Genomic DNA, 19,190 nt, shown 5'->3' on the forward strand with positions numbered 1-19,190 from the left:
GGATGGACGCATTCGCCAAGGAATATTTCCATGTACAACCCCAGCGGCTTTGCCATCAAAGATTTGTCTGAATTGCAGCAGCAGATACTCGACACCCGTCTCGCCTTGGTGGTCACTCACGGCGAGCAAGGCTTGCAAGCCAGTCATCTGCCGCTGTTATTCAATCCTGAACAGGGCGCGAATGGCACCCTCTACGGCCACTTCGCCCGGGGTAATCCTCAGTGGAAGGAACTGCAGGATGGCGCCGAAGCGCTGGTGATTTTTGCCGGCGCCGATGCCTACGTCAGCCCGGGGTTTTACCCGAGCAAAGCCGAGCATGGCAAAGTCGTACCGACCTGGAACTACGTCGCCGTACATGCATACGGCACGGCCGAAGTGTTCACCGACGCTGATCGTCTGCTTAACCTGGTCAGCGCGCTGACCGATCGCCATGAAGCCGGCCGCGCTCAGCCATGGAAAGTGGCAGACGCACCCGCTGATTACATCGACGGCATGCTCAAGGCCATCGTCGGATTCGCCCTGCCGATCCACCGTCTGGAAGGCAAGCGCAAGCTCAGCCAGAACCGCAGCACCGCAGACATCGCCGGTGTGCGCGAGGGGCTCGCCGCCAGCCCTGATGTGCACGACCAGGCCCTCGCCCACTTGATGCGTTAAGGAATGAACATGAGTCAGATTGAAATTCGCCAGGTCAGCGCCGACGATCACGCCGCCTGGTTGCCGCTGTGGCAAGCCTACCTGCGCTTCTACAACACCGAATTGCCAGATGCAGTCACTGACAGCACCTGGCAGCGCATGCTCGACCGCAATGAACCGACTCATTCGGCGCTGGCGTGGGTCGATGGCAACGCGGTGGGCATGGTGAGCTTCATCTACCATCGCTCGAACTGGAGCATCGAAAACTCCTGCTACCTTCAAGACTTGCTGGTAACGCCGGAAACCCGCGGCAACGGCATCGGCCGCAAGCTCATCGAATTCGTCTACGCCACCGCCCAGGCGGACGGTTGCTGCAAAGTCCACTGGCTGACCCACGAAACCAACGCCACCGCGATCCAGCTTTACGAGCGCATCGCCGAACGCCCCGGTTTCATCCAGTTTCGCAAAGCCCTTTAAGGTTCAAGGAGAACAGCATGTCGACTTCACTCGCAGACTGGAAAGGCGTCCCGGCGCCGTCGGTTAAAATCATTGAAGGGCGTTTCATCCGCCTGGAAAAACTCGACCCGGCACGTCACGCCGAGGGTTTGTGGAAAGCCCTGCAAGGCCCGGGAGCGGACCCGAAACTCTGGGACTATTTGCCTTACGGTCCTTTTCCGGAACGCAGCGCTTTCAACGATTGGTTGAACAATCATGCGGCCAACAGCGACCCGTATTTCTTCAGCGTGATCGACCGTGCCAGCGGTGAGGTGCAGGGCATCCTGAGTCTGATGTCGATCGTACCCGCGCAAGGCCGCATCGAAATCGGTCACGTCACCTTCGGTGCGCCAATGCAGCGTTCGCCGAAAAGTACCGAGGCGGTTTACTTGCTGGCCAAGGAATCCTTTGCGTTGGGCTACCGGCGACTGGAGTGGAAGTGCAACAACGGCAACGCCCGTTCCAAGTACGCGGCGGAGCGGTTGGGGTTCAGTTTTGAGGGCGTGTTCCGTCAGCACATGGTGGTGAAGGGGCAAAACCGGGATACCGCGTGGTATTCGATTCTGGATTCGGAATGGCCAGCGATTGGCGCGGGGTTTGAGCGGTGGCTATCCGATGAAAACCAGACGGATTGCGGGCAGGTGAAAACACTGGCTGAGTGCCGCGGGTAAATCATCGCTGCCTGGGTGGACGCCATCGCGAGCAGGCTCGCTCCCACAGGTTTTCGGTTGACCACACTGTTTGTGATCAACATATAAACCGTGTGGGAGCGAGCCTGCTCGCGATGGGCATCACGCTAACTTTTGGGCAAGCACCGCAATATGCTCCGGCCCAATCCCGCAGCATCCGCCCAAATGACTGGCGCCGCGCGCTTTCCAGTCAGCCGCCCATTGGAGATACCCCGGCGGATCGAGGTCTTCACGCAACGGGTCCAGACCATCGTTGGCCGTGGCCTCTTTCGGTTGTGGCGGGAAGGCATTGGCGTACGCACCGATGTGGATCTTCACCCCCAAACGCTGGAAGGTTTCCCGCGCCGCATCAATCGCAGCGCCGATCACTTCTGGCTGACTGCAGTTGAACAGCAACGCCTCGACACCCAGCTCGGCAGCCACCGCTGCGGCCTCAGCGACAGGCTCACCCGAACGCAAACGCGGCACTTCGTCCGTGTCTTCATCCTTCAAGGTAAATGACAGCCAGAACGGTTTTCCGTCCTTGGGCAGGCCGGCGTGGATTGCTCGCGCCTCGACGATGGAGCTTTGTGTTTCGGCTAGCCACAGGTCGACATGAGGCGCCAGCCCGTTGACCAACGGCGTCAGCAATTCAGTCACCCGAGCAGCATCAAACAGGTCAGGACGATAGGAGCCGAACAACGGTGGCAACGAACCGGCCACACGCACAGCCTTGCCCGAAGCTTCTACTGCCCGGCGCGCCAGCTCACCGGCCAGCGCCGCGAGGGCCTGCCCTTCTGCTGCAAAACGCTCTTCGCCGATGTGAAACGGCACCACCGCATAACTGTTGCTGGTGATCACGTTGGCGCCACTGTCGATATAAGCCGCGTGCACCGCCTCTACCGCTTGCGGGGCTTCGCTCAAAGCCAGCGCCGACCATTCGGGCTGTCTGAACGGCGCTCCTGCGCGCTGCAGCTCACGACCCATGCCGCCATCCAGAATTACCGTGCTTCCTGCGCCCATATGCTTTTCACTCATATGCTTATGAAAATAACTCACTACCAAGGTAGTTCTTATAACTATTTAATACGCACCATCCGGTTAATAACAACCACTTTTTTTTCAGGGATCGACTGTGAAATTTCAACCACTCCTGGCCCTGGGCCTGACGATTCTGGCTGTCTCCGGCCAAGCCTTTGGCGGAGCGACACTGGACCGCATCGAGCAGAAGAAAGAACTGGTGGGCGTGTTGATGGAAAGCTATCCACCGTTCTCGTTCCTCAACGACCAGAACCAGCTCGACGGATTTGACGTTGATGTAGCCAAAGCCGTGGCGGACAAACTGGGCGTCAAACTGCGCCTGGAAACGCCGTCCTGGGACGTCATCGCCGCCGGACGCTGGAGTGGCCGCTACGACATCTGCGTCTGCTCGATGACGCCGAGCAAGGCACGGGCTGAAGTCTTCGATTTCCCGGTCGAGTATTACGCCTCACCAGCGGTGATCGTGGTCAATGCCAAGGATGATCGCATTCACAGCGCCAAGGACCTGAGCGGCAAGAAAGTCGGCCTCACCAGTGCGTCCAGCTACGAAAGTTACCTGAACAAAAACCTGGTTATCGAAGGTGCTGAAGACACCCAGTTGCAGTACCCGTTCGAGGATGTGCAGATCGCGCCGTATGACACCGATAACGTGGCGTTCCAGGACCTGGGCCTCGGCGCTGGCGTGCGGCTGGATGCAATCCTCACCAACCTCGTCACCGCGCAACCGCGCCTGACCGAAGACAAACGCTTCAAGCTGGCTGGCGAGCCGCTGTACTCGGAGCCGAACTCGGTGGCCATCGAGAAAGGCGACGCACAGTGGGACGCCAAGGTGCGTGAGGTCTTTGCGCAACTGAAACAGGACGGCACCCTGGGCAAGCTCTCGCAAAAATGGATCGGCGCCGACATCAGCCAATGACTTCTTTCCCGACACCTCCTCAGCCGCCGCAACCGGTGGCTGAGTCGCGGCTGCAACGCCTCTTCGGTTTCCGCACGCGCTTGTACCTGACGTGGGCGGCGATGTTTGGATTGTTCGCCAGTTTCTTCCTGAGCTTCGACCTGAAGTTCTCGATCATCCTCGACAAACTGCCCAACCTGATCGGCCTGCACCTGGCGCCGAACGGCTTCCTGCAAGGCGCGGCGCTGACGCTGTTTCTGTGCCTGGCCTCAATCGTGACGTCGTCGCTGCTGGGTTTCATCACCGCCCTGGCGCGCCTGTCGAAAAGCGCTGTGGCCTTCGGCATCGCCAGTTTCTACGCCTCGTTTTTCCGCGGTACACCACTGCTGATCCAGATCCTGCTGATCTACCTCGGCCTGCCGCAACTGGGCGTCGTTCCGGGCGCAGTCACCGCCGGCATCATCGCCCTGTCACTGAACTACGGCGCGTACCTCAGCGAAATCTTCCGCGCCGGCATCCTCGGCGTCGCCCATGGACAACGCGAAGCCTCCCTGGCACTGGGCATGCGCGAAACAGTGATCTTCTGGCGCGTCACCCTGCCCCAGGCCATGCGCACCATCATCCCGCCGACCACCAACCAATTCATCTCGATGCTCAAAGACTCGTCACTGATCTCGGTGATGGGGGTTTGGGAAGTGATGTTCCTGGCGCAATCGTATGGGCGGTCGAGCTATCGGTATATCGAGATGCTGACGACGGCGGCGATTATTTACTGGGTGATGTCGATTGGTCTGGAGCTGATTCAGGCAAGGATGGAGCGGCATTATGGGAAGGCGTATTTGAGTCGGAGTTAGTCTGAAGGCTGACGCACGGACATCATTCTGTAAAAACCCTCCGCTATACAAGACGGCCCGCTTATAACAAAAAGGCCGACCCACATGCCCTTCTCGCCCCAGCGCCTGGCTCTCAGCATCGCGTTATTGATCAGCACCGGCGCCCACGCCGCCCCGTTCAAAAATGTGCAAATCGACACGTCGACCACTACCGCGCAAACCCTTGGCGGTGCCGACACCCTGACGATTTCTGCGCCGGGCAGCATCACCAACGCGGGCAAGACTGTCAGCCTGAAAGACAGCACCAGCGGCACCGGTGTGGTGATCGATAACGCGGGCAAGATCATCTCGACCGGCGGCCGGGCGATCGACAGCAGCGGCGACCTGACCCAAGCGCGCAACTACAGCATTTACAACCGCGCTGGCGGGCAGATCCTTGGTTTCAACGACGCGTTGCGCATCGACAGCAACTTCGCCAGCGGGAGTCTGCTGATCGATAACAGCGGCATCATCCGCTCCACCACCGGGCAAGGGCTGGATCTGGATGCTCTGCGCAGTGCAGGGGTCAAAACGACGATCATCAACCGCGCGGGCGGATTGATTCGCGGGGATGCCAGCGATGGCATGAAGACCGGCGCCAATGCGACGATCACCAACTATGGCGAGATCGCTACCGGCGACTCTCGAACCGCTGACAACAAATTCGACGGTATCGACATCGACACCGCGACCGGCGTGACGGTGACCAACTACGGCAGCATTTCCGGTGGCCGCCACGGCATCACCACCGACCTCGGCGCAACACTGCTCAACTACGGACAAATCACCGGCCGCAATGGTTCGGGCTTCGGCTCCGATGGCGACGGCACCGTGATCAACCACGGCACGATTACCGGCGCTTATTCGGGCCTGCAACCCAATGGTGACGGCGATGGCGTGGACATCGACAAGCTCGCCCACATCGAAAACTACGGCACCATTCAAGGCGTCGGCGCCGGCGGTGTCGACAAGGGTGGTTTCGCCAACGGCAGTGAAGGCATCGCGCTGGGCGGCGGCTATGTGTTGAACGCCAACGGCGCGCTGATCAGCGGCGCCAACAGTGCAATTCTGGTGGACGACGGCAGCGGCGGTTCGGGCGTTGCCGCGACCGCACTGGAAAACTTCGGCACCATTCAGGGCCTCGACGGTTTCGGCGTGAAGTTCGTCGGTGAGTTCGCCGACAGAGTGATCAACGGCGGCACGATCAGCGGCAGCAACGGCCTGGCGCTGGATCTGGGGGGCGGCGACGATAGCCTGACCTTGCGCAATGGCAGTCGCTTCGTCGGTGTGGTCGACGGCGGCAGCGGTGACGACCGCGTGGTGATGGACGACGCGGCGGGCGGCAGCTTCGGCGCGAGTCGCAACTTCGAATGGCTGGAGGTCAAGCAAGGTGCCTGGACGCTGACCGGCAGCGGTGATTTCAGCGATGGCGGCGCGGTGCGCAACGGCGCGATGCTGATCAACCAGGGTGGCATCACCGGCAACCTGACCGTCGACGCGGGCGGTGTCTATGCCGGCGGTGGTTCGGTGGGCAACTTGCTGGTCAACGGCACTTTACGCACCAACACTCAACTCGGCACGGCGACCATCACCCATGACTTGACCATGGGCAGCGGTTCCACTCTGGCCTACGGCGTCAACGCCGATGGCAGCAGCGCGCCGATCAAGGTCGGCGGCGTGGCCAACCTGAACGGCGCAACCTTGGCGGTAAACCCCGGCAGCGGCACCTATCCGTGGCAAAGCCAATACACCGTGCTGCAAGCCGCGAGCATCAACGGCACCTTCGGCAAAGTCACCAGCGACTACGCGTTCCTCACGCCGACCCTCGCGTACACCCCGACCCAGGTCGACCTGACCTACACGCGCAACGATGTCGCGTTCAACGAATTCGCGGTCACGGGTAACGGCAGCAACGCCGCCAACAGCCTGGCCTCGATGAGTAAAAACAACGCGCTCTACAACGCATTGCTCAACACCACCAGCACCACGGCCGGCAATGCGATCGAGCAACTCGCCGGCGCCAGCAACGCCAACCTGACCAGCGCCACCCTCGGTGCCAGCAGCCAGATTGGCGGCAGCATGCTGTCGGCGATGCAACAAATGAGCGGCGGTTCAGGATTGCTGGTTGCCCTGGATCAGCGCGACACCCCGGTGCTCGCCGCCACCGGCGTCCCGTCCGAAGCCCGCAACCTCAACGACCCGAACGCCCAAGGCCGACTCTGGCTGCAAGCCATCGGCGGCTATGGCAAGCTCGATGGCGAACGCGGCAACAGCGGTCTGGAACAACGCACCAAGGGCACCGTGCTCGGGACTGATTGGGCGCTCGATCCGCAATGGCGCCTGGGTGTTCTCGGCGGCTATTCGAAAACGGATCTGGACGCCACGGGAGTCGATGGCAACGTCGAGAGCTGGCACGCCGGCGTTTACGCTTTGCGCCAAAGCGGACCCTTCGCTTTGCGTCTCGGCGCCGCGTATAGCGGCCATCAGGGCGAAAGCAACCGCACCGTCGCCTTCAACGGTTTCAGCGACCGACCAAAAGGCGATTACGACGCCGACAGCCAACAGGCCTTCGCCGAACTGGGCTACGCAATGGGCAGCGGTCGCCTCAGCGCCGAACCGTTTGCCAGCCTCGGCTACCAGCGTTATCACCGCGACAGCTACCAGGAAAAAGGTGGAGCCGCAGCGTTGCAGGTGGACGAAGAAACACAGGACAACTTCAGCAGCACCTTCGGCCTGCGTCTGGCACACCTGAGTTCGCTGGAGAACGGCATGAGCCTGACGCCACGCATGACCGCTGGCTGGAAACACACCTATGGCGATGTCAGCAACTCGACGCGCCAGGCATTTGTAGTCGGAGGAACGGCGTTCAGTGTCGATGGCAGTTCGCTGGATCGTGACAGTCTGGTGCTGGAAGCCGGGCTGGATCTGGGTATTTCAGCGCGGCATTCGGTGGGGGTGGGTTATAGCGGGGAGATGGGGAGCAACAGCCGCAATCATGGGGTGATTGGGCAGTGGCAGATGAGTTTTTGAGTAGCACTAGTCGGCGGCGTCTTGAATAGTTGTAAGAAAGGTCTTTCGCTCGGGCGGCCAAAAGTCCTCTCAATCAAGCGAACAGCTATTTTCTACACAACGATCTGACACCGCCCGCAAACGAGCCGGAACCGACTGACATCGGCATAGAATCGCGCTCTTTAGAGTTTGACCTCCAGTTAATTGAGGTCAAACCAGATGCCCGTTCAACACACGTTTCGCCCACAATATCTGGCGCTAGCCATTGCGCTTGCGTTGGGTTGTACCGAAATCTCACTTGCCCAACAGATCTCTGCCGAGACCATTGATCCTGCGGCCGAAACTCCGGATCAGCTCCTGGCGGCTCTTGAAGCATTCATTATTGATCCCGACACCATCAAGATCCCGATCAACAAGACAGCGGATGGTGTTAATCCGAAATTCGGTGACAAAAATGAGCTGGTCATTGTATCGGGTCGCGGAAGTCTCACCGGAATGGTTGACGGTGGTGGCGGTATCAACTTCCTGCAACTCGACACCGCGAGCGGCGGCACGCTAGGCAAGACTAATCGCTTCGAAGGTTTGGAGCTTAAACGAAGTACCTGGACCTTGAATGGTTCCGGTGACTTCAACACTGGTGTCCTGGTTCGTCCCAAAGCAACACTGATAAACGATGGGCATATCGAAGGAGGAGCGTTGGCTCAGGGAGCGCTTATCAACACTGGCAAGATTGGCGGCGGCGTGACAGTGCAATCAGGAGGCATCCTGAAAAATTCGGGGGATATTCGAGGTGACGTTGTTATTGATGAAAATGGCGTATTGGCCGGCAATGGCTTGGTCGGTGCTCTAGAGGTAAACGGGAAATTCTCCGCAGACAAAATGCACGGTGCCCCGAAAGTATCAGGTGACTTAACGCTTTCGAAAACGGCCGAACTGACCTACGAGGTCGATGCCGGTCGCAAAAGTGAAGCGATATGGGTCGGTGGCACCGCCAGCCTTGGTGGCGCCACGCTGAACATCGTTGCAACACCCGGTGACTACCCGTTGATCAGCGAAAACACCATCCTTATTGCCAAAAAAGTCGAAGGTGAATTTGGAAAGGTACTCAATAACCTTGCCTTTTTAACGCCCAAGCTCGAATACGCAGAAAACAAAGTCGATCTGATCTTCACACGTAACGATGTGCCCCTCGAGAGTGCTGCGATCAGCGATAACGGAAAGGAGTTCGCTCAAAGCATCGAAGAACCGAAGGATATACCGCAAGAGCAGACCTCATCTGAAAATCCATTGGCTGTCGCTGAAACCCTGACTCCACCGGCAAGCACCAACTCTTCCGCCACCGCCTCCACGCAGACCGCTCCCGCCGAAACTCCCTCGACAGCCTCTGCTCCATCCCCCACCGATGCGCCTGGTACCGCCTCATCAGCGCCATCAACAACGACCAATCCCGTCGCCACAACACCAAAACCAACTACCCCCGCAAACGCCGCTGTCAACGCCCTGCTCGGCAGTAACAAAGTGATCGCCGCCCATGCAATTGAACAGCTTGCTGGCGGAAACACCGCCAACCTCGCCAAAGCCACCCTGAACAGTGACAGCCCGGTCAGCGCCACCCTGCTCTCAGCCATGCGCCAATTGGACAGCGCCAGCGGCAACAAACCCGTCAACCGATCCAACGCACCAAGCCTGGCCGTCGGCAACGAAGAAAACGGCAGGGTCTGGCTGCAAGCCTTGGGTCATGGCGGAACGCTGGATCGCGACCACGATGCGCTGCAAACGTCGACCAAAGGGCTCGTGCTGGGGGCGGATTGGCGCGTTGATGAGGAATGGCGTATCGGTGTGATGGGCGGCCAGTCTGATACTCGACTGGACAGCCGCGAACTCGACGGTGCTCTCGATAGCTGGCATCTCGGCGCCTATGCGCTGCGCCAGAGCGGCCCCCTGTCGCTGCGCCTCGGCGCGACCTACAGCAATCACGACGGCAGCACAAAACGGCGGGTTGCCTTCAACGGTTTCAGCGATCGTCCCGAAGGCCGTTACGACGCCAGCACCCAGCAGGCCTTCGCGGAAGTGGGGTACAACCTGGGCCGCGCCAATGTCAGCATCGAACCATTTGCCAGCCTTGGCTACCAACGCTATCAGCGTGACGGCTACAACGAAAAAGGTGGCGCGGCAGCGTTGAAAGTCCACGGTCAAACGCAGAACAATATGAACAGCACACTCGGTCTGCGTCTGGCGAAGGTCAACACGCTGGATAACGGCATGCAACTGACGCCGCGGTTCAGTGCCGGCTGGAAACACACGTATGGAGACGTCTACAGCGATACCCGCCAACGACTGGTCACGGGCGGGAAAAACTTCACCGTGTCCGGTGCGCCGCTGGACCGTGACAGTTTGCTGGTCGATGCAGGGCTGGACTTGGGCTTGTCAGCGAAACATACGCTGGGTGTCGGCCTTGTCGGCGAGATCGGCACTGACAGCCGCAATCATGGCGTAACAGGTCAGTGGCGGATGGCGTTCTGATCAACAACTGATTCACCGCATTCCCTGAGGGAGCGAGCCAGCTCGCTCCCACATTTGCCAATGCGATACTCCGGGCGAAAAAAAAGGGGAGCACATGCCCCCCCGAGGTTTAAAGCGTTGTATCGAGGCAGTTAACTCAGCCTTCGATCTCGATCAGGATTTCGCCCGGGTTCACCCGGTCGCCCTTGGCCACATGGATGGCGGTGACTTTGCCGGCGATGGCTGCCTGGACTTCGGTTTCCATCTTCATCGCTTCGGTGATCAGCACGGCTTGCCCCGCTTTCACGGTGTCGCCTTCCTTGACCAGCACGTCGACGATGTTGCCCGGCATGGTGGTGCTGACGTGACCCGGAGCCGAAGCTTGCTTGCGCTTGCTGCTGCCGCCGCTGACGAATTCGTTGAGCGGTTCGAACACCACTTCTTCCGGCATGCCGTCGATGGACAGGTAGAAGTGACGCTTGCCTTCCGCCTTGACGCCGACACCGGTGATGTCGACGCGGTAGGTTTCGCCGTGGACGTCGATGACGAACTCAGTCGGCACGCCTTCGCCACCGGCTGAGGTCACACCGCCGGCCTCAGGGATCGGCAGCAGCACTTCTGGAGTCAGGGTACCGGCAGCACGTTCTTCGAGGAACTTGCGGCCGATGTCCGGGAACATGGCGTAGGTCAGCACGTCCTCTTCAGACTTGGCCACAGCACCGATCTCGGCACGCAGTTTGGTCATTTCCGGCTTGAGCAGATCAGCCGGACGCACGTCGATCACTTCTTCGCTGCCGATCGCCTGGCGACGCAGTTTTTCGTTCACGGTGCCCGGCGCCTTGCCGTAACCGCCTTGCAGGTAGAGCTTCACTTCGTTGGTGATGGTCTTGTAGCGCTCGCCGGCCAGCACGTTAAAGAACGCCTGGGTGCCGACGATTTGCGAGGTCGGGGTCACCAGCGGCGGGAAGCCGAGGTCTTCACGAACGCGCGGGATTTCAGCCAGTACTTCCGCCATGCGGTTCAGGGCGCCCTGCTCTTTCAACTGGTTGGCCAGGTTGGAAATCATCCCGCCCGGCACCTGGTTGACTTGCACACGGGTGTCAACAGCGGTGAATTCGCTTTCGAACTGGTGATATTTTTTGCGCACGGCGTAGAAATACAGGCCGATCTCTTGCAGCAGTTCCAGGTTCAGGCCGGTGTCGAACTCGCTGCCTTTAAGGGCGGCAACCATCGACTCGGTGCCTGGGTGGCTGGTGCCCGAGGCGAAACTGGAGATCGCAGTGTCGATGTGATCGGCACCGTTTTCAATGGCCTTGAGTTGGCACATCGTGGCCAGGCCGGCAGTGTCGTGGGAGTGGATGAAGACCGGCAGCGACTGCTCGGATTTCAACGCCTTGACCAATTCGCCGGTGGCGTACGGGGTCAGCAGGCCGGCCATGTCCTTGATCGCCACCGAGTCGCAACCCATGGCTTCCATTTGTTTGGCCTGGGCCACGAACGCGTCGATGGTGTGCACCGGGCTGGTGGTGTAGGCGATGGTGCCCTGGGCGTGTTTGCCAGCAGCTTTCACCGCTTCAATGGCCACTCGCAGGTTACGCACGTCGTTCATGGCATCGAAGATGCGGAACACGTCGATGCCGTTGACCGCTGCCTTGGCAACGAACGCTCTGACCACGTCGTCGCTGTAGTGGCGGTAACCCAGCAGGTTCTGGCCACGCAGGAGCATTTGCAGGCGTGTGTTAGGCAGCGCGGCACGCAGTTGGCGCAGACGCTCCCACGGGTCTTCTTTCAGAAAACGCACGCAGGCGTCGAAGGTTGCGCCGCCCCAGCATTCCAGCGACCAGTAGCCGACTTTGTCGAGCTTGTCGCAGATCGGCAGCATGTCCTCGGTGCGCATGCGGGTCGCGAGCAGCGATTGGTGGGCGTCGCGCAGGATGGTGTCGGTAACGTGGATTTTCTTGCTCATTGTTCTATTCCTCACAGGCCTGCGTGGGCGGCGATGGCGGCGGCGATGGCCAGGGCCAGCTCTTCGGGTTTGCGCTTGATCGAGTAGTTGGTCAGTTCAGGGTGGCTTTCAACGAAGCTGGTGTTGAACTGGCCGCTACGGAATTCCGGGTTACGCAGGATTTCCTGGTAGTACGCGGCGGTGGTCTTGACCCCTTGCAGACGCATGTCGTCGAGGGCGCGCAAGCCACGGTCCATCGCTTCTTCCCAGGTCAGTGCCCAGACCACCAGTTTCAGGCACATGGAGTCGTAGAACGGCGGAATGGTGTAGCCGGTATAGATCGCCGTGTCGGTGCGCACGCCGGGGCCTCCGGGCGCGTAGTAACGAGTGATCTTGCCGAAGCTAGGCAGGAAGTTGTTTTTCGGGTCTTCGGCGTTGATGCGGAATTGCAACGCGAAACCACGGTGCTGGATGTCTTCCTGTTTCACCGAAAGCGGCAGGCCGGACGCGATGCGGATCTGCTCACGCACAATGTCGATGCCGGTGATTTCTTCGGTGATGGTGTGTTCCACCTGCACCCGGGTGTTCATCTCCATGAAGTACACCTCGCCCTCGGCGAGCAGGAACTCCACGGTGCCGGCGTTCTCGTAACCCACAGCCTTGGCCGCACGCACCGACAGGTCGCCGATGTAGGCGCGCTGTTCCGGGGTCAGTTGCGGGCTCGGAGCGATTTCGATCAGCTTCTGGTTGCGGCGCTGGATCGAACAGTCACGCTCGAACAGGTGCACCACATTGCCAAAACTGTCACCGAGGATCTGCGCTTCGATGTGTTTTGGATTGACGATGCATTTTTCCAGGAACACTTCCGCCGAACCGAACGCCTTGGTGGCTTCGGAAATGACTCGCGGGAAGGCTTGTTCGAGTTCTTCGCGGCTGTCGCAGCGACGGATACCACGACCACCACCACCGGAAGTCGCCTTGAGCATCACCGGGTAACCGATACGGTCGCCTTCGACCAAGGCTTCCGCGATGTCCGCGACGTTGCCTTCGGTGCCTGGAGTGACCGGGACGCCCGCCTTGATCATGCTGCGGCGCGCTTCGGTCTTGTCGCCCATGCGGCGAATGACTTCAGCCGATGGACCAATGAATTTGATGCCGCGTTCAGCGCAGATATCTGCCAGCTCGGCGTTTTCCGAGAGGAAACCGTAGCCGGGATGCAACGCATCACAACCGGTTTCCACGGCCAGATTCACCAGCTTGCGCGCATTCAGGTAACCGGCCAGTGGCTCGGCACCGATGCTGTGGGCCTCGTCCGCACGCTTCACATGCAAGGCATGGCGGTCGGCGTCGGAATAGATCGCGACCGAGCGAATGCCCATCTCGGCGCAGGCACGCACGATTCGTACGGCAATCTCACCACGGTTGGCGATCAGGATCTTTTTTATCACTTGGAGGTTCCCTTGAGCCGGTGGTACCCACGACCTGCTAGACCAGGTCGACGCGTGACCAAATGTTTCGATTTAGTCGCAGCCCCACACTAGCCCCCACAAGGGATTAACAAAAATGATTAATAATTGGGTTAGCCATAAGTAAAGACTTATAGTTGATTCATCAGCCTCGGGCGGGAGCTTCTAGATAATGCGTAAGTCATTGATGCGTATGACATTGCGTCAATTGCAGATTTTCAATGAGGTCTGTGATTTGCGATCCTACAGCCGCGCAGCCGACGAAATGTCGCTCACACAACCTGCCGTGAGCCTGCAGATTCGTCAACTTGAGGAGCTGATTGGTCAGCCTTTGTTCGATTACGTCGGCAAAAAACTCTACATGACGGAAGCCGCCGAAGCTCTACAGCGTGCCAGTCGGGATATTTTCGGGCGCCTGGAAAACCTCGACATGCAGCTTTCGGACATGCAGGGATCGTTGCAGGGCCAGCTGAAACTGGCGGTCGAATCCAGCGCCAAGTATTTCGTGCCGCACCTGTTTGCCGCGTTCAAGCGCCAGCACCCGGAAGTGAATCTGCAACTGACGGTGGTCAACCGGGGGCAGGTGATCCGTCGACTGTCTGATAACCGCGACGACCTGGTGATCATGTCCATGGTGCCGCAGGACATGGGGCTGGAGTTTCTGCCGTTCCTCAACAATCCGATCGTGGCCGTGGCGCCGCCGGATCATCCGCTGTGCCACATGGGGCCGCTGCGCCTGCAAGACCTCGAGCCTTACACCCTGTTGCTGCGCGAACCCGGTTCCGGAACGCGATTGGCGTGCGAAGAGTATTTCAAAGAGAAGCGCGTGCACTTCAACCAGACCCAAGAGGTCTCATCGGCCGAAGCCCAGCGTGAATGTGTCCTGGCGGGCCTGGGCGTCGCGCTGTTGACGCGCCACGCCCTGAACCTTGAGTTGGCGACCGGCGGATTGATCGAGTTACCGGTCGAGGAACTGCCGCTGTTTCGCAGCTGGTGCCTGGTGCAGGCCAAAGCCAAACGGCTGTCGCCGGTGGCCCACGCATTCCTTGCGTTTATCCGCAGCGAACGGGTGCAGATCAGCGCGCTGGTTGAGCGTTTCGACGGGAAGTTGCGGGAGCTGCCTGCCAGTAGTTGAGCTCAAGCTCAGGAAAATCACCGATCTCGGCCAGCAGCTGACGGCGTTCGCAGCGATCTTCGATGGCGCGGCGAAATTCCATGCGGCGCTGATCTTCTTGCTGACGGCGGGTTTTGACGGCGCTGTTGCGTTCTTCGTAGGGCTGGGCCATTTCGAGTCTCCCAAGGCGATTACGGGAGTTTCAAGATAGGCGCGGGGGATGACGGTTTGGCGGCGGGTGGGTTACAGAACGATGAAACTCGCATACTGACCGCGAATCTGTGGCGAGGGAGCTTGCTCCCGCTCGGCTGCGCAGCAGTCGTAAATGAGCTTGATGCGGTTGGTCAAAAATTGCTGTGAATGGTTTGGGGGCCGCTGCGCAGCCCAGCGGGAGCACGCTCCCTCGCCACAATTCCAGCCACTATCAATCGTCCAGCGCTTTCACTGATTTTGGCGACAACCGCAAGCTGCGCAGGCTGCGCTTGACGCTCTTGAGGTGGTTGACCAGGCTCGGCCCGCGCGCCATGGCCACGCCCATCGCCAACACGTCGATCACCACCAGGTGAGCGATACGCGAGGTCAGCGGGGTGTAGATTTCAGTGTCTTCGTGCACATCGATCGCCAGGTTGACGGTCGAGAGTTCGGCCAACGGCGTCTGGCTTGGGCACAGAGTGATCAACGAGGCGCCGCTTTCACGCACCAGGTTCGCCGTGATCAACAAATCCTTGGAACGCCCGGACTGGGAAATACAGATCGCCACATCGGTCGGTTTCAAAGTAACTGCCGACATCGCCTGCATGTGCGGGTCGGAATAGGCCGCCGCAGTCAGCAGCAAACGGAAGAACTTGTGCTGGGCATCCGCCGCCACCGCGCCCGATGCACCAAAGCCGTAGAACTCGACGCGCTGGGCCTGGGACATCAGCGACACGGCCCGCTGCAACTCCACCGGATCGAGCTTCTCGCGAACCTCCATCAAGGTGTGCAGGGTGGTGTCGAAGATTTTCAGGCTGTAGTCGGCGACCGAATCGTCTTCATGGATCGCAAACTGGCCAAAGCTCGCGCCTGCCGCCAGGCTCTGCGCCAGTTTCAGCTTCAAGTCCTGGAAACCGGAACAACCAATGGCGCGGCAGAAGCGCACAATGGTCGGCTCACTGATGCCCACGCTATGGGCCAGGTCGGCCATGGAGCTGTGCATCACCGCCGCCGGATCAAGCAGCACGTGGTCGGCGACCTTGAGCTCCGACTTGCGTAAGAGGTGGCGTGACTGGGCGATGTGTTGCAGCAGATTCAAAGGGCTGGACTCTTTGTTATTGGCAGGTGCCGGATATGTAGCAAGCTTGTAGTTATACTACATGAATTGGCTTTTTGCCTGCTCAATGCGTAACTCGATGTCCCCATTCCACGCCACATGCGCTCCATGTAGCACTTACAAGGGTTTTGCGTCCTCACGTAAAAGCGCAGCCAGGTCATCGGCTTCGACCGGGCGACTGACCAGATAACCTTGCACTTCATCGCAGCGCTCGGCTTTCAAGAATTCCAGTTGTTCTTCCCGCTCAACACCTTCAGCCACCACTTTCAGCGACAATCCATGCGCCATGGCGATGATCGCCCGGGTGATCGCCGCGTCCTCGCTGCCCTGCCCCAGGCCGCGGATAAACGCCTGATCGATCTTCACGTAATCCACGGGAATGCGCTTGAGATAGCTCAGGGACGAATAGCCTGTGCCGAAATCATCGATCGCCAGTTTTACGCCAATATCCCGCAACTGCTGAAACGTCGCGATGATGTGCTCGACGCTGTCCAGCAACTGGCTTTCAGTGAGTTCGAGCTCCAGGTAGTGCGGCGCCAGGCCGGTTTCTTCCAGCACCTGCCGCACCAGGCTGACCAACTTGCCCTGACGCAATTGATGCACCGACAAATTGACCGACACGCGAATCGGCTCAAGCCCTTGCCGCTGCCATTCGCAGGCCTGCCAACAGGCTTGGCGCAACACGAACTCGCCGATAGGACCGATCAGCCCGGTTTCCTCGGCCAGACCGATAAAGTCCCCCGGCGGCACGCGACCCATGGTCGGATGATCCCACCGCACCAAGGCTTCGGCAGCGTTCAGCCGCCCCGTCGCGAGGCAGAGTTTGGGTTGGTAATAGACTTGCAGCTGCTTCTCATCGATGGCTTTGCGCAGCTGATTTTCAAGCTGCAAGCGCTCCAGAGTGCTGGCCTGCAAGCTCTCGGTGTAGAACTGGAAGTTGTTGCCGCCCAAATGCTTGGCGTGTTGCATGGCAATGTTCGACTGGCTGACCAGCGCGGAAATTTCCCGGGCAGTGTCCGGCAGCATGCTGATGCCCATTGAGGCGCTGACCACCAGTTCATGGCCATCGACGGTGATAGGCAGCCGTAGTTTGGTCGACAATCGGGTCGCCACGCGGGCCAGGCTCGACAGGTTGCCGTAGGCATCAAAGATCACCGCGAATTCGTCACCGGAAAGCCGCGCAATGGTGTCGGCCTCGGGCAGTGCGTTGACCAGCCGCCGGGCCATCTTCTGCAGCAACTGATCGGCGACTTCATGGCCAAGGCTGTCGTTGAGCAGCTTGAAACGATCCAGGTTGATATGCAGCAGCGCCAGGCTGCGGCGCCCGCCCTGACGCACCCGCTGATGCGCTTCGCGCAGCCGTTCGCGGAACAGCGATCGGTTGGCCAGACCGGTGAGTTCGTCGTAATGGGTCAGGTAGCGCATGCGCTCTTCGGATTCCCGTCGAGCGGACAAATCGGCGAAGAAGCCGACAATATGGCTTACATTCCCCCGAGCATCCCGAACAGCGTTCAGTTGCAGCCACTGCGGATAGAGCTCGCCGTTCTTGCGGGTTTCCACCAGTTCGCCCTGCCAGGTGCCGTGCTGTTCCAGCGCATGATGAATCGCACCATAGTGCCGGCGCGCATCGCGACTGCACGGCAACTCGACAACGTTGCGCCCGAGCATGTCTTCGATGTCGTAGCCGGTGACGCGGCTGAACGCCTGATTGACCGCGATCAGCGCGTAATTCGGGTCGAAAATCACGATGCCTTCGCTCGCCGCTTCAAACACCGTCGCCGCCAACTGGCGCTGTTCTTCCTGTCCCTTGCTCGCGCTGATGTCGCGGCGGGTGCCGACCATGCGGATCACCCGGCCATTTTCGCTGCGCTCGACCGCCCGCCCACGGTCCTCGATCCAGACCCAATGGCCGTCACCATGCCGCACGCGGTATTCGATCTGGTAATCCTCGCTGCGACCCTTCAAATGCTCGACCAGGGCACGGCGCAGCGACGGCAAGTCTTCGGGGTGAAGGCGCGGCTTGAGGTGGCTGAGCATCGCGGTCACGAACTCCGGCTCCAGGCCGAACAACTCCTGAAGCTGGGTGTGATGGACTTCGTCGGTTTGCAGGTTCCAGTCCCACAGCCCGAGCTCACTGGCCTTCAACGCCAGCGCCAGCCGCGCTTCGCTCTTGCTCAGGGCCTGGTTGGCCGCGTCCAACTCCAGGCTGCGTTGGGCAACACGGTTTTCAAGCTCGACCTGGGCTTCACGCAATTTTTCTTCGGCGCAGCGGCGGTGATCGATCTCTTTGGCCAATTCGTGATTGAGTTGGTCGCTGCAAGTCTGCGCCTGCTGCAAGTGTTCGATCAGGGCCTGGTTCTGAAAGCGCCGCAGCAAACCGCTGTCGATCAGCCGATTGACTTGCCAGGCCACCACGCTCAGCGCCCCCAACAGAATCAGCCCGAACCAGCCCCAACCCTGGCCTTGTTGATCGCCGCCCCAGAATAGATAGGCGATGGCCGGCAACAGACAGGGCAAGGTAAAGGAGAGGAATGCCGGAAGACTGACCGCATACGCGACGCTGGCCGACAAGGCGGCGGCACCGATCAGGCCGAACACCCAGGCTTGTTGCATGAAATTGTCAGCGGGGACCAAGGCAATACCGGCACCGGCCAGGGTCAGGCCCGTCATGGCAGACCCCAACAGGAACATGCGACGCCAGACCGGATGGGCCTGGCGGTTGGGGATGGCCGAATCGAAGGCTGCGACTTGAATCACCCGCAAGGCCACCAGCGATAAAAGCCAGATCAGCCAGATGCTGACGATGAAGTAGCGCTGCGGGCTCCAGAGCAATGCGGCGCAGACCAGTCCGTTGATCAGCATGAACAGCGTAGGCAGCAGCGAGCCCTGGTAAAGCAGGCGCGTGCGCTCGACCGCCATTTCCATGGCGTACTGTTTACGGATAACCCGAGGCTCCACAGAAGGGCCCGACAGGTCGGAGCTGAGGGTCATAGGCAATGTTCTTGTTCTTATAATGATGAGCATGAGCCCGAAACGTGAAAGGAGCATACACAAGCCAATGCCCTTACCACACTGCCCCGGATCATAAAATCGACAAAATTTCAGGCCCCCGCCGTCCGCTGAAAACCCTTCGAGCGAGCCCCGCCAACGCTTGCAGCCAGTGACTGACCGGTCGTCATTCGTGCTTCTTTCATCGGCTAATGCAAAGCTCGGTTTGCCCGGTGTGACGGCGCACCCTAGA

At 59.8% G+C, this 19,190-nt stretch carries 14 protein-coding genes; 8 read left to right on the forward strand and 6 right to left on the reverse strand.

Annotated features, from left to right (window positions below; all coding sequences use genetic code 11):
- Positions 1 to 30 precede the first annotated feature (30 nt).
- Genes ACA060_RS28820 through ACA060_RS28830 form a run of 3 tightly spaced genes read left to right on the forward strand, consistent with a single transcriptional unit; the run spans position 31 to position 1,799 of the window.
- A complete protein-coding gene (locus tag ACA060_RS28820; RefSeq protein ID WP_497314584.1) occupies positions 31 to 654 on the forward strand; it encodes an FMN-binding negative transcriptional regulator in 624 nt (207 codons plus the stop codon).
- 9 nt (positions 655 to 663) lie between these two features.
- The gene (locus ACA060_RS28825; RefSeq protein WP_497314586.1) at positions 664 to 1,110 is read left to right on the forward strand and encodes a GNAT family N-acetyltransferase; all 447 of its coding nucleotides are present in this window, start codon (positions 664 to 666) and stop codon (positions 1,108 to 1,110) included.
- A 17-nt stretch (positions 1,111 to 1,127) separates the two neighbouring features.
- Complete coding sequence (locus tag ACA060_RS28830) at positions 1,128 to 1,799, forward strand: GNAT family N-acetyltransferase (protein WP_497314588.1); 672 nt, start codon at positions 1,128 to 1,130, stop codon at positions 1,797 to 1,799.
- A 120-nt stretch (positions 1,800 to 1,919) separates the two neighbouring features.
- On the opposite strand, the gene ACA060_RS28835 is transcribed toward ACA060_RS28830, so the two are convergent.
- Entirely contained in the window at positions 1,920 to 2,819 is a 900-nt protein-coding gene (locus ACA060_RS28835; protein WP_497314590.1) for a homocysteine S-methyltransferase family protein, read from the reverse strand.
- Positions 2,820 to 2,931: 112 nt separating this feature from the next.
- Between ACA060_RS28835 and ACA060_RS28840 the strand changes: the two genes are divergently transcribed.
- From ACA060_RS28840 to ACA060_RS28855, 4 genes are all read left to right on the forward strand, one after another.
- On the forward strand, positions 2,932 to 3,753 hold the full coding sequence (locus ACA060_RS28840) for an ABC transporter substrate-binding protein (protein WP_497314592.1): 822 nt from the start codon (positions 2,932 to 2,934) through the stop codon (positions 3,751 to 3,753).
- Complete coding sequence (locus ACA060_RS28845; protein WP_438659665.1) at positions 3,750 to 4,586, forward strand: amino acid ABC transporter permease; 837 nt, start codon at positions 3,750 to 3,752, stop codon at positions 4,584 to 4,586. The genes ACA060_RS28840 and ACA060_RS28845 overlap by 4 nt, the downstream gene beginning before the upstream one ends.
- A gap of 84 nt (positions 4,587 to 4,670) precedes the next feature.
- Positions 4,671 to 7,634 (forward strand): autotransporter outer membrane beta-barrel domain-containing protein, encoded by a 2,964-nt coding sequence (locus tag ACA060_RS28850; RefSeq protein WP_497314594.1) that lies wholly within the window; start codon positions 4,671 to 4,673, stop codon positions 7,632 to 7,634.
- A 198-nt stretch (positions 7,635 to 7,832) separates the two neighbouring features.
- Positions 7,833 to 10,136 carry an autotransporter outer membrane beta-barrel domain-containing protein gene (locus ACA060_RS28855; protein WP_497314596.1) on the forward strand — a complete coding sequence of 768 codons (2,304 nt, stop codon included), beginning with the start codon at positions 7,833 to 7,835 and terminating at the stop codon, positions 10,134 to 10,136.
- 136 nt (positions 10,137 to 10,272) lie between these two features.
- Here ACA060_RS28855 and oadA read toward each other — a convergent pair whose 3' ends face one another.
- Both oadA and ACA060_RS28865 read right to left on the reverse strand, forming a co-directional pair.
- Positions 10,273 to 12,081 carry a sodium-extruding oxaloacetate decarboxylase subunit alpha gene (gene oadA / locus ACA060_RS28860; protein WP_497314598.1) on the reverse strand — a complete coding sequence of 603 codons (1,809 nt, stop codon included), beginning with the start codon at positions 12,079 to 12,081 and terminating at the stop codon, positions 10,273 to 10,275.
- Positions 12,082 to 12,092: 11 nt separating this feature from the next.
- Positions 12,093 to 13,508: an acetyl-CoA carboxylase biotin carboxylase subunit gene (locus tag ACA060_RS28865; RefSeq protein ID WP_046030798.1), complete on the reverse strand. Its 1,416-nt coding sequence runs from the start codon at positions 13,506 to 13,508 to the stop codon at positions 12,093 to 12,095.
- A 190-nt stretch (positions 13,509 to 13,698) separates the two neighbouring features.
- Between ACA060_RS28865 and ACA060_RS28870 the strand changes: the two genes are divergently transcribed.
- Positions 13,699 to 14,661, forward strand: a complete 963-nt coding sequence (locus ACA060_RS28870; protein WP_109626852.1) for a LysR family transcriptional regulator — start codon at positions 13,699 to 13,701, stop codon at positions 14,659 to 14,661.
- On the opposite strand, the gene ACA060_RS28875 is transcribed toward ACA060_RS28870, so the two are convergent.
- The 3 genes from ACA060_RS28875 to ACA060_RS28885 all read right to left on the reverse strand — a co-directional run bounded on the left by ACA060_RS28875 (position 14,603) and on the right by ACA060_RS28885 (position 18,940).
- Positions 14,603 to 14,812: a PA3496 family putative envelope integrity protein gene (locus tag ACA060_RS28875; RefSeq protein ID WP_401361616.1), complete on the reverse strand. Its 210-nt coding sequence runs from the start codon at positions 14,810 to 14,812 to the stop codon at positions 14,603 to 14,605. The genes ACA060_RS28870 and ACA060_RS28875 overlap by 59 nt on opposite strands.
- 252 nt (positions 14,813 to 15,064) lie before the next feature.
- Complete coding sequence (gene hexR / locus ACA060_RS28880; RefSeq protein WP_008027445.1) at positions 15,065 to 15,931, reverse strand: transcriptional regulator HexR; 867 nt, start codon at positions 15,929 to 15,931, stop codon at positions 15,065 to 15,067.
- Positions 15,932 to 16,066: 135 nt separating this feature from the next.
- Positions 16,067 to 18,940: a putative bifunctional diguanylate cyclase/phosphodiesterase gene (locus ACA060_RS28885; RefSeq protein ID WP_497314601.1), complete on the reverse strand. Its 2,874-nt coding sequence runs from the start codon at positions 18,938 to 18,940 to the stop codon at positions 16,067 to 16,069.
- Positions 18,941 to 19,190 lie beyond the last annotated feature (250 nt).

This window comes from Pseudomonas sp. LBUM1671 (assembly GCF_059695685.1).

What these genes read in the sequence shown, in the direction of transcription:
- ACA060_RS28820 (WP_497314584.1), top strand. Translation starts at nt 31, where the DNA reads ATGTACAACCCCAGCGGCTTTGCCATCAAAGATTTGTCTGAATTGCAG.
- ACA060_RS28825 (WP_497314586.1), top strand. Translation starts at nt 664, where the DNA reads ATGAGTCAGATTGAAATTCGCCAGGTCAGCGCCGACGATCACGCCGCC.
- ACA060_RS28830 (WP_497314588.1), top strand. Translation starts at nt 1,128, where the DNA reads ATGTCGACTTCACTCGCAGACTGGAAAGGCGTCCCGGCGCCGTCGGTT.
- ACA060_RS28835 (WP_497314590.1), bottom strand. Translation starts at nt 2,819, where the DNA reads ATGGGCGCAGGAAGCACGGTAATTCTGGATGGCGGCATGGGTCGTGAG.
- ACA060_RS28845 (WP_438659665.1), top strand. Translation starts at nt 3,750, where the DNA reads ATGACTTCTTTCCCGACACCTCCTCAGCCGCCGCAACCGGTGGCTGAG.
- ACA060_RS28850 (WP_497314594.1), top strand. Translation starts at nt 4,671, where the DNA reads ATGCCCTTCTCGCCCCAGCGCCTGGCTCTCAGCATCGCGTTATTGATC.
- ACA060_RS28855 (WP_497314596.1), top strand. Translation starts at nt 7,833, where the DNA reads ATGCCCGTTCAACACACGTTTCGCCCACAATATCTGGCGCTAGCCATT.
- oadA (WP_497314598.1), bottom strand. Translation starts at nt 12,081, where the DNA reads ATGAGCAAGAAAATCCACGTTACCGACACCATCCTGCGCGACGCCCAC.
- ACA060_RS28870 (WP_109626852.1), top strand. Translation starts at nt 13,699, where the DNA reads ATGCGTAAGTCATTGATGCGTATGACATTGCGTCAATTGCAGATTTTC.
- ACA060_RS28875 (WP_401361616.1), bottom strand. Translation starts at nt 14,812, where the DNA reads ATGGCCCAGCCCTACGAAGAACGCAACAGCGCCGTCAAAACCCGCCGT.
- ACA060_RS28885 (WP_497314601.1), bottom strand. Translation starts at nt 18,940, where the DNA reads ATGACCCTCAGCTCCGACCTGTCGGGCCCTTCTGTGGAGCCTCGGGTT.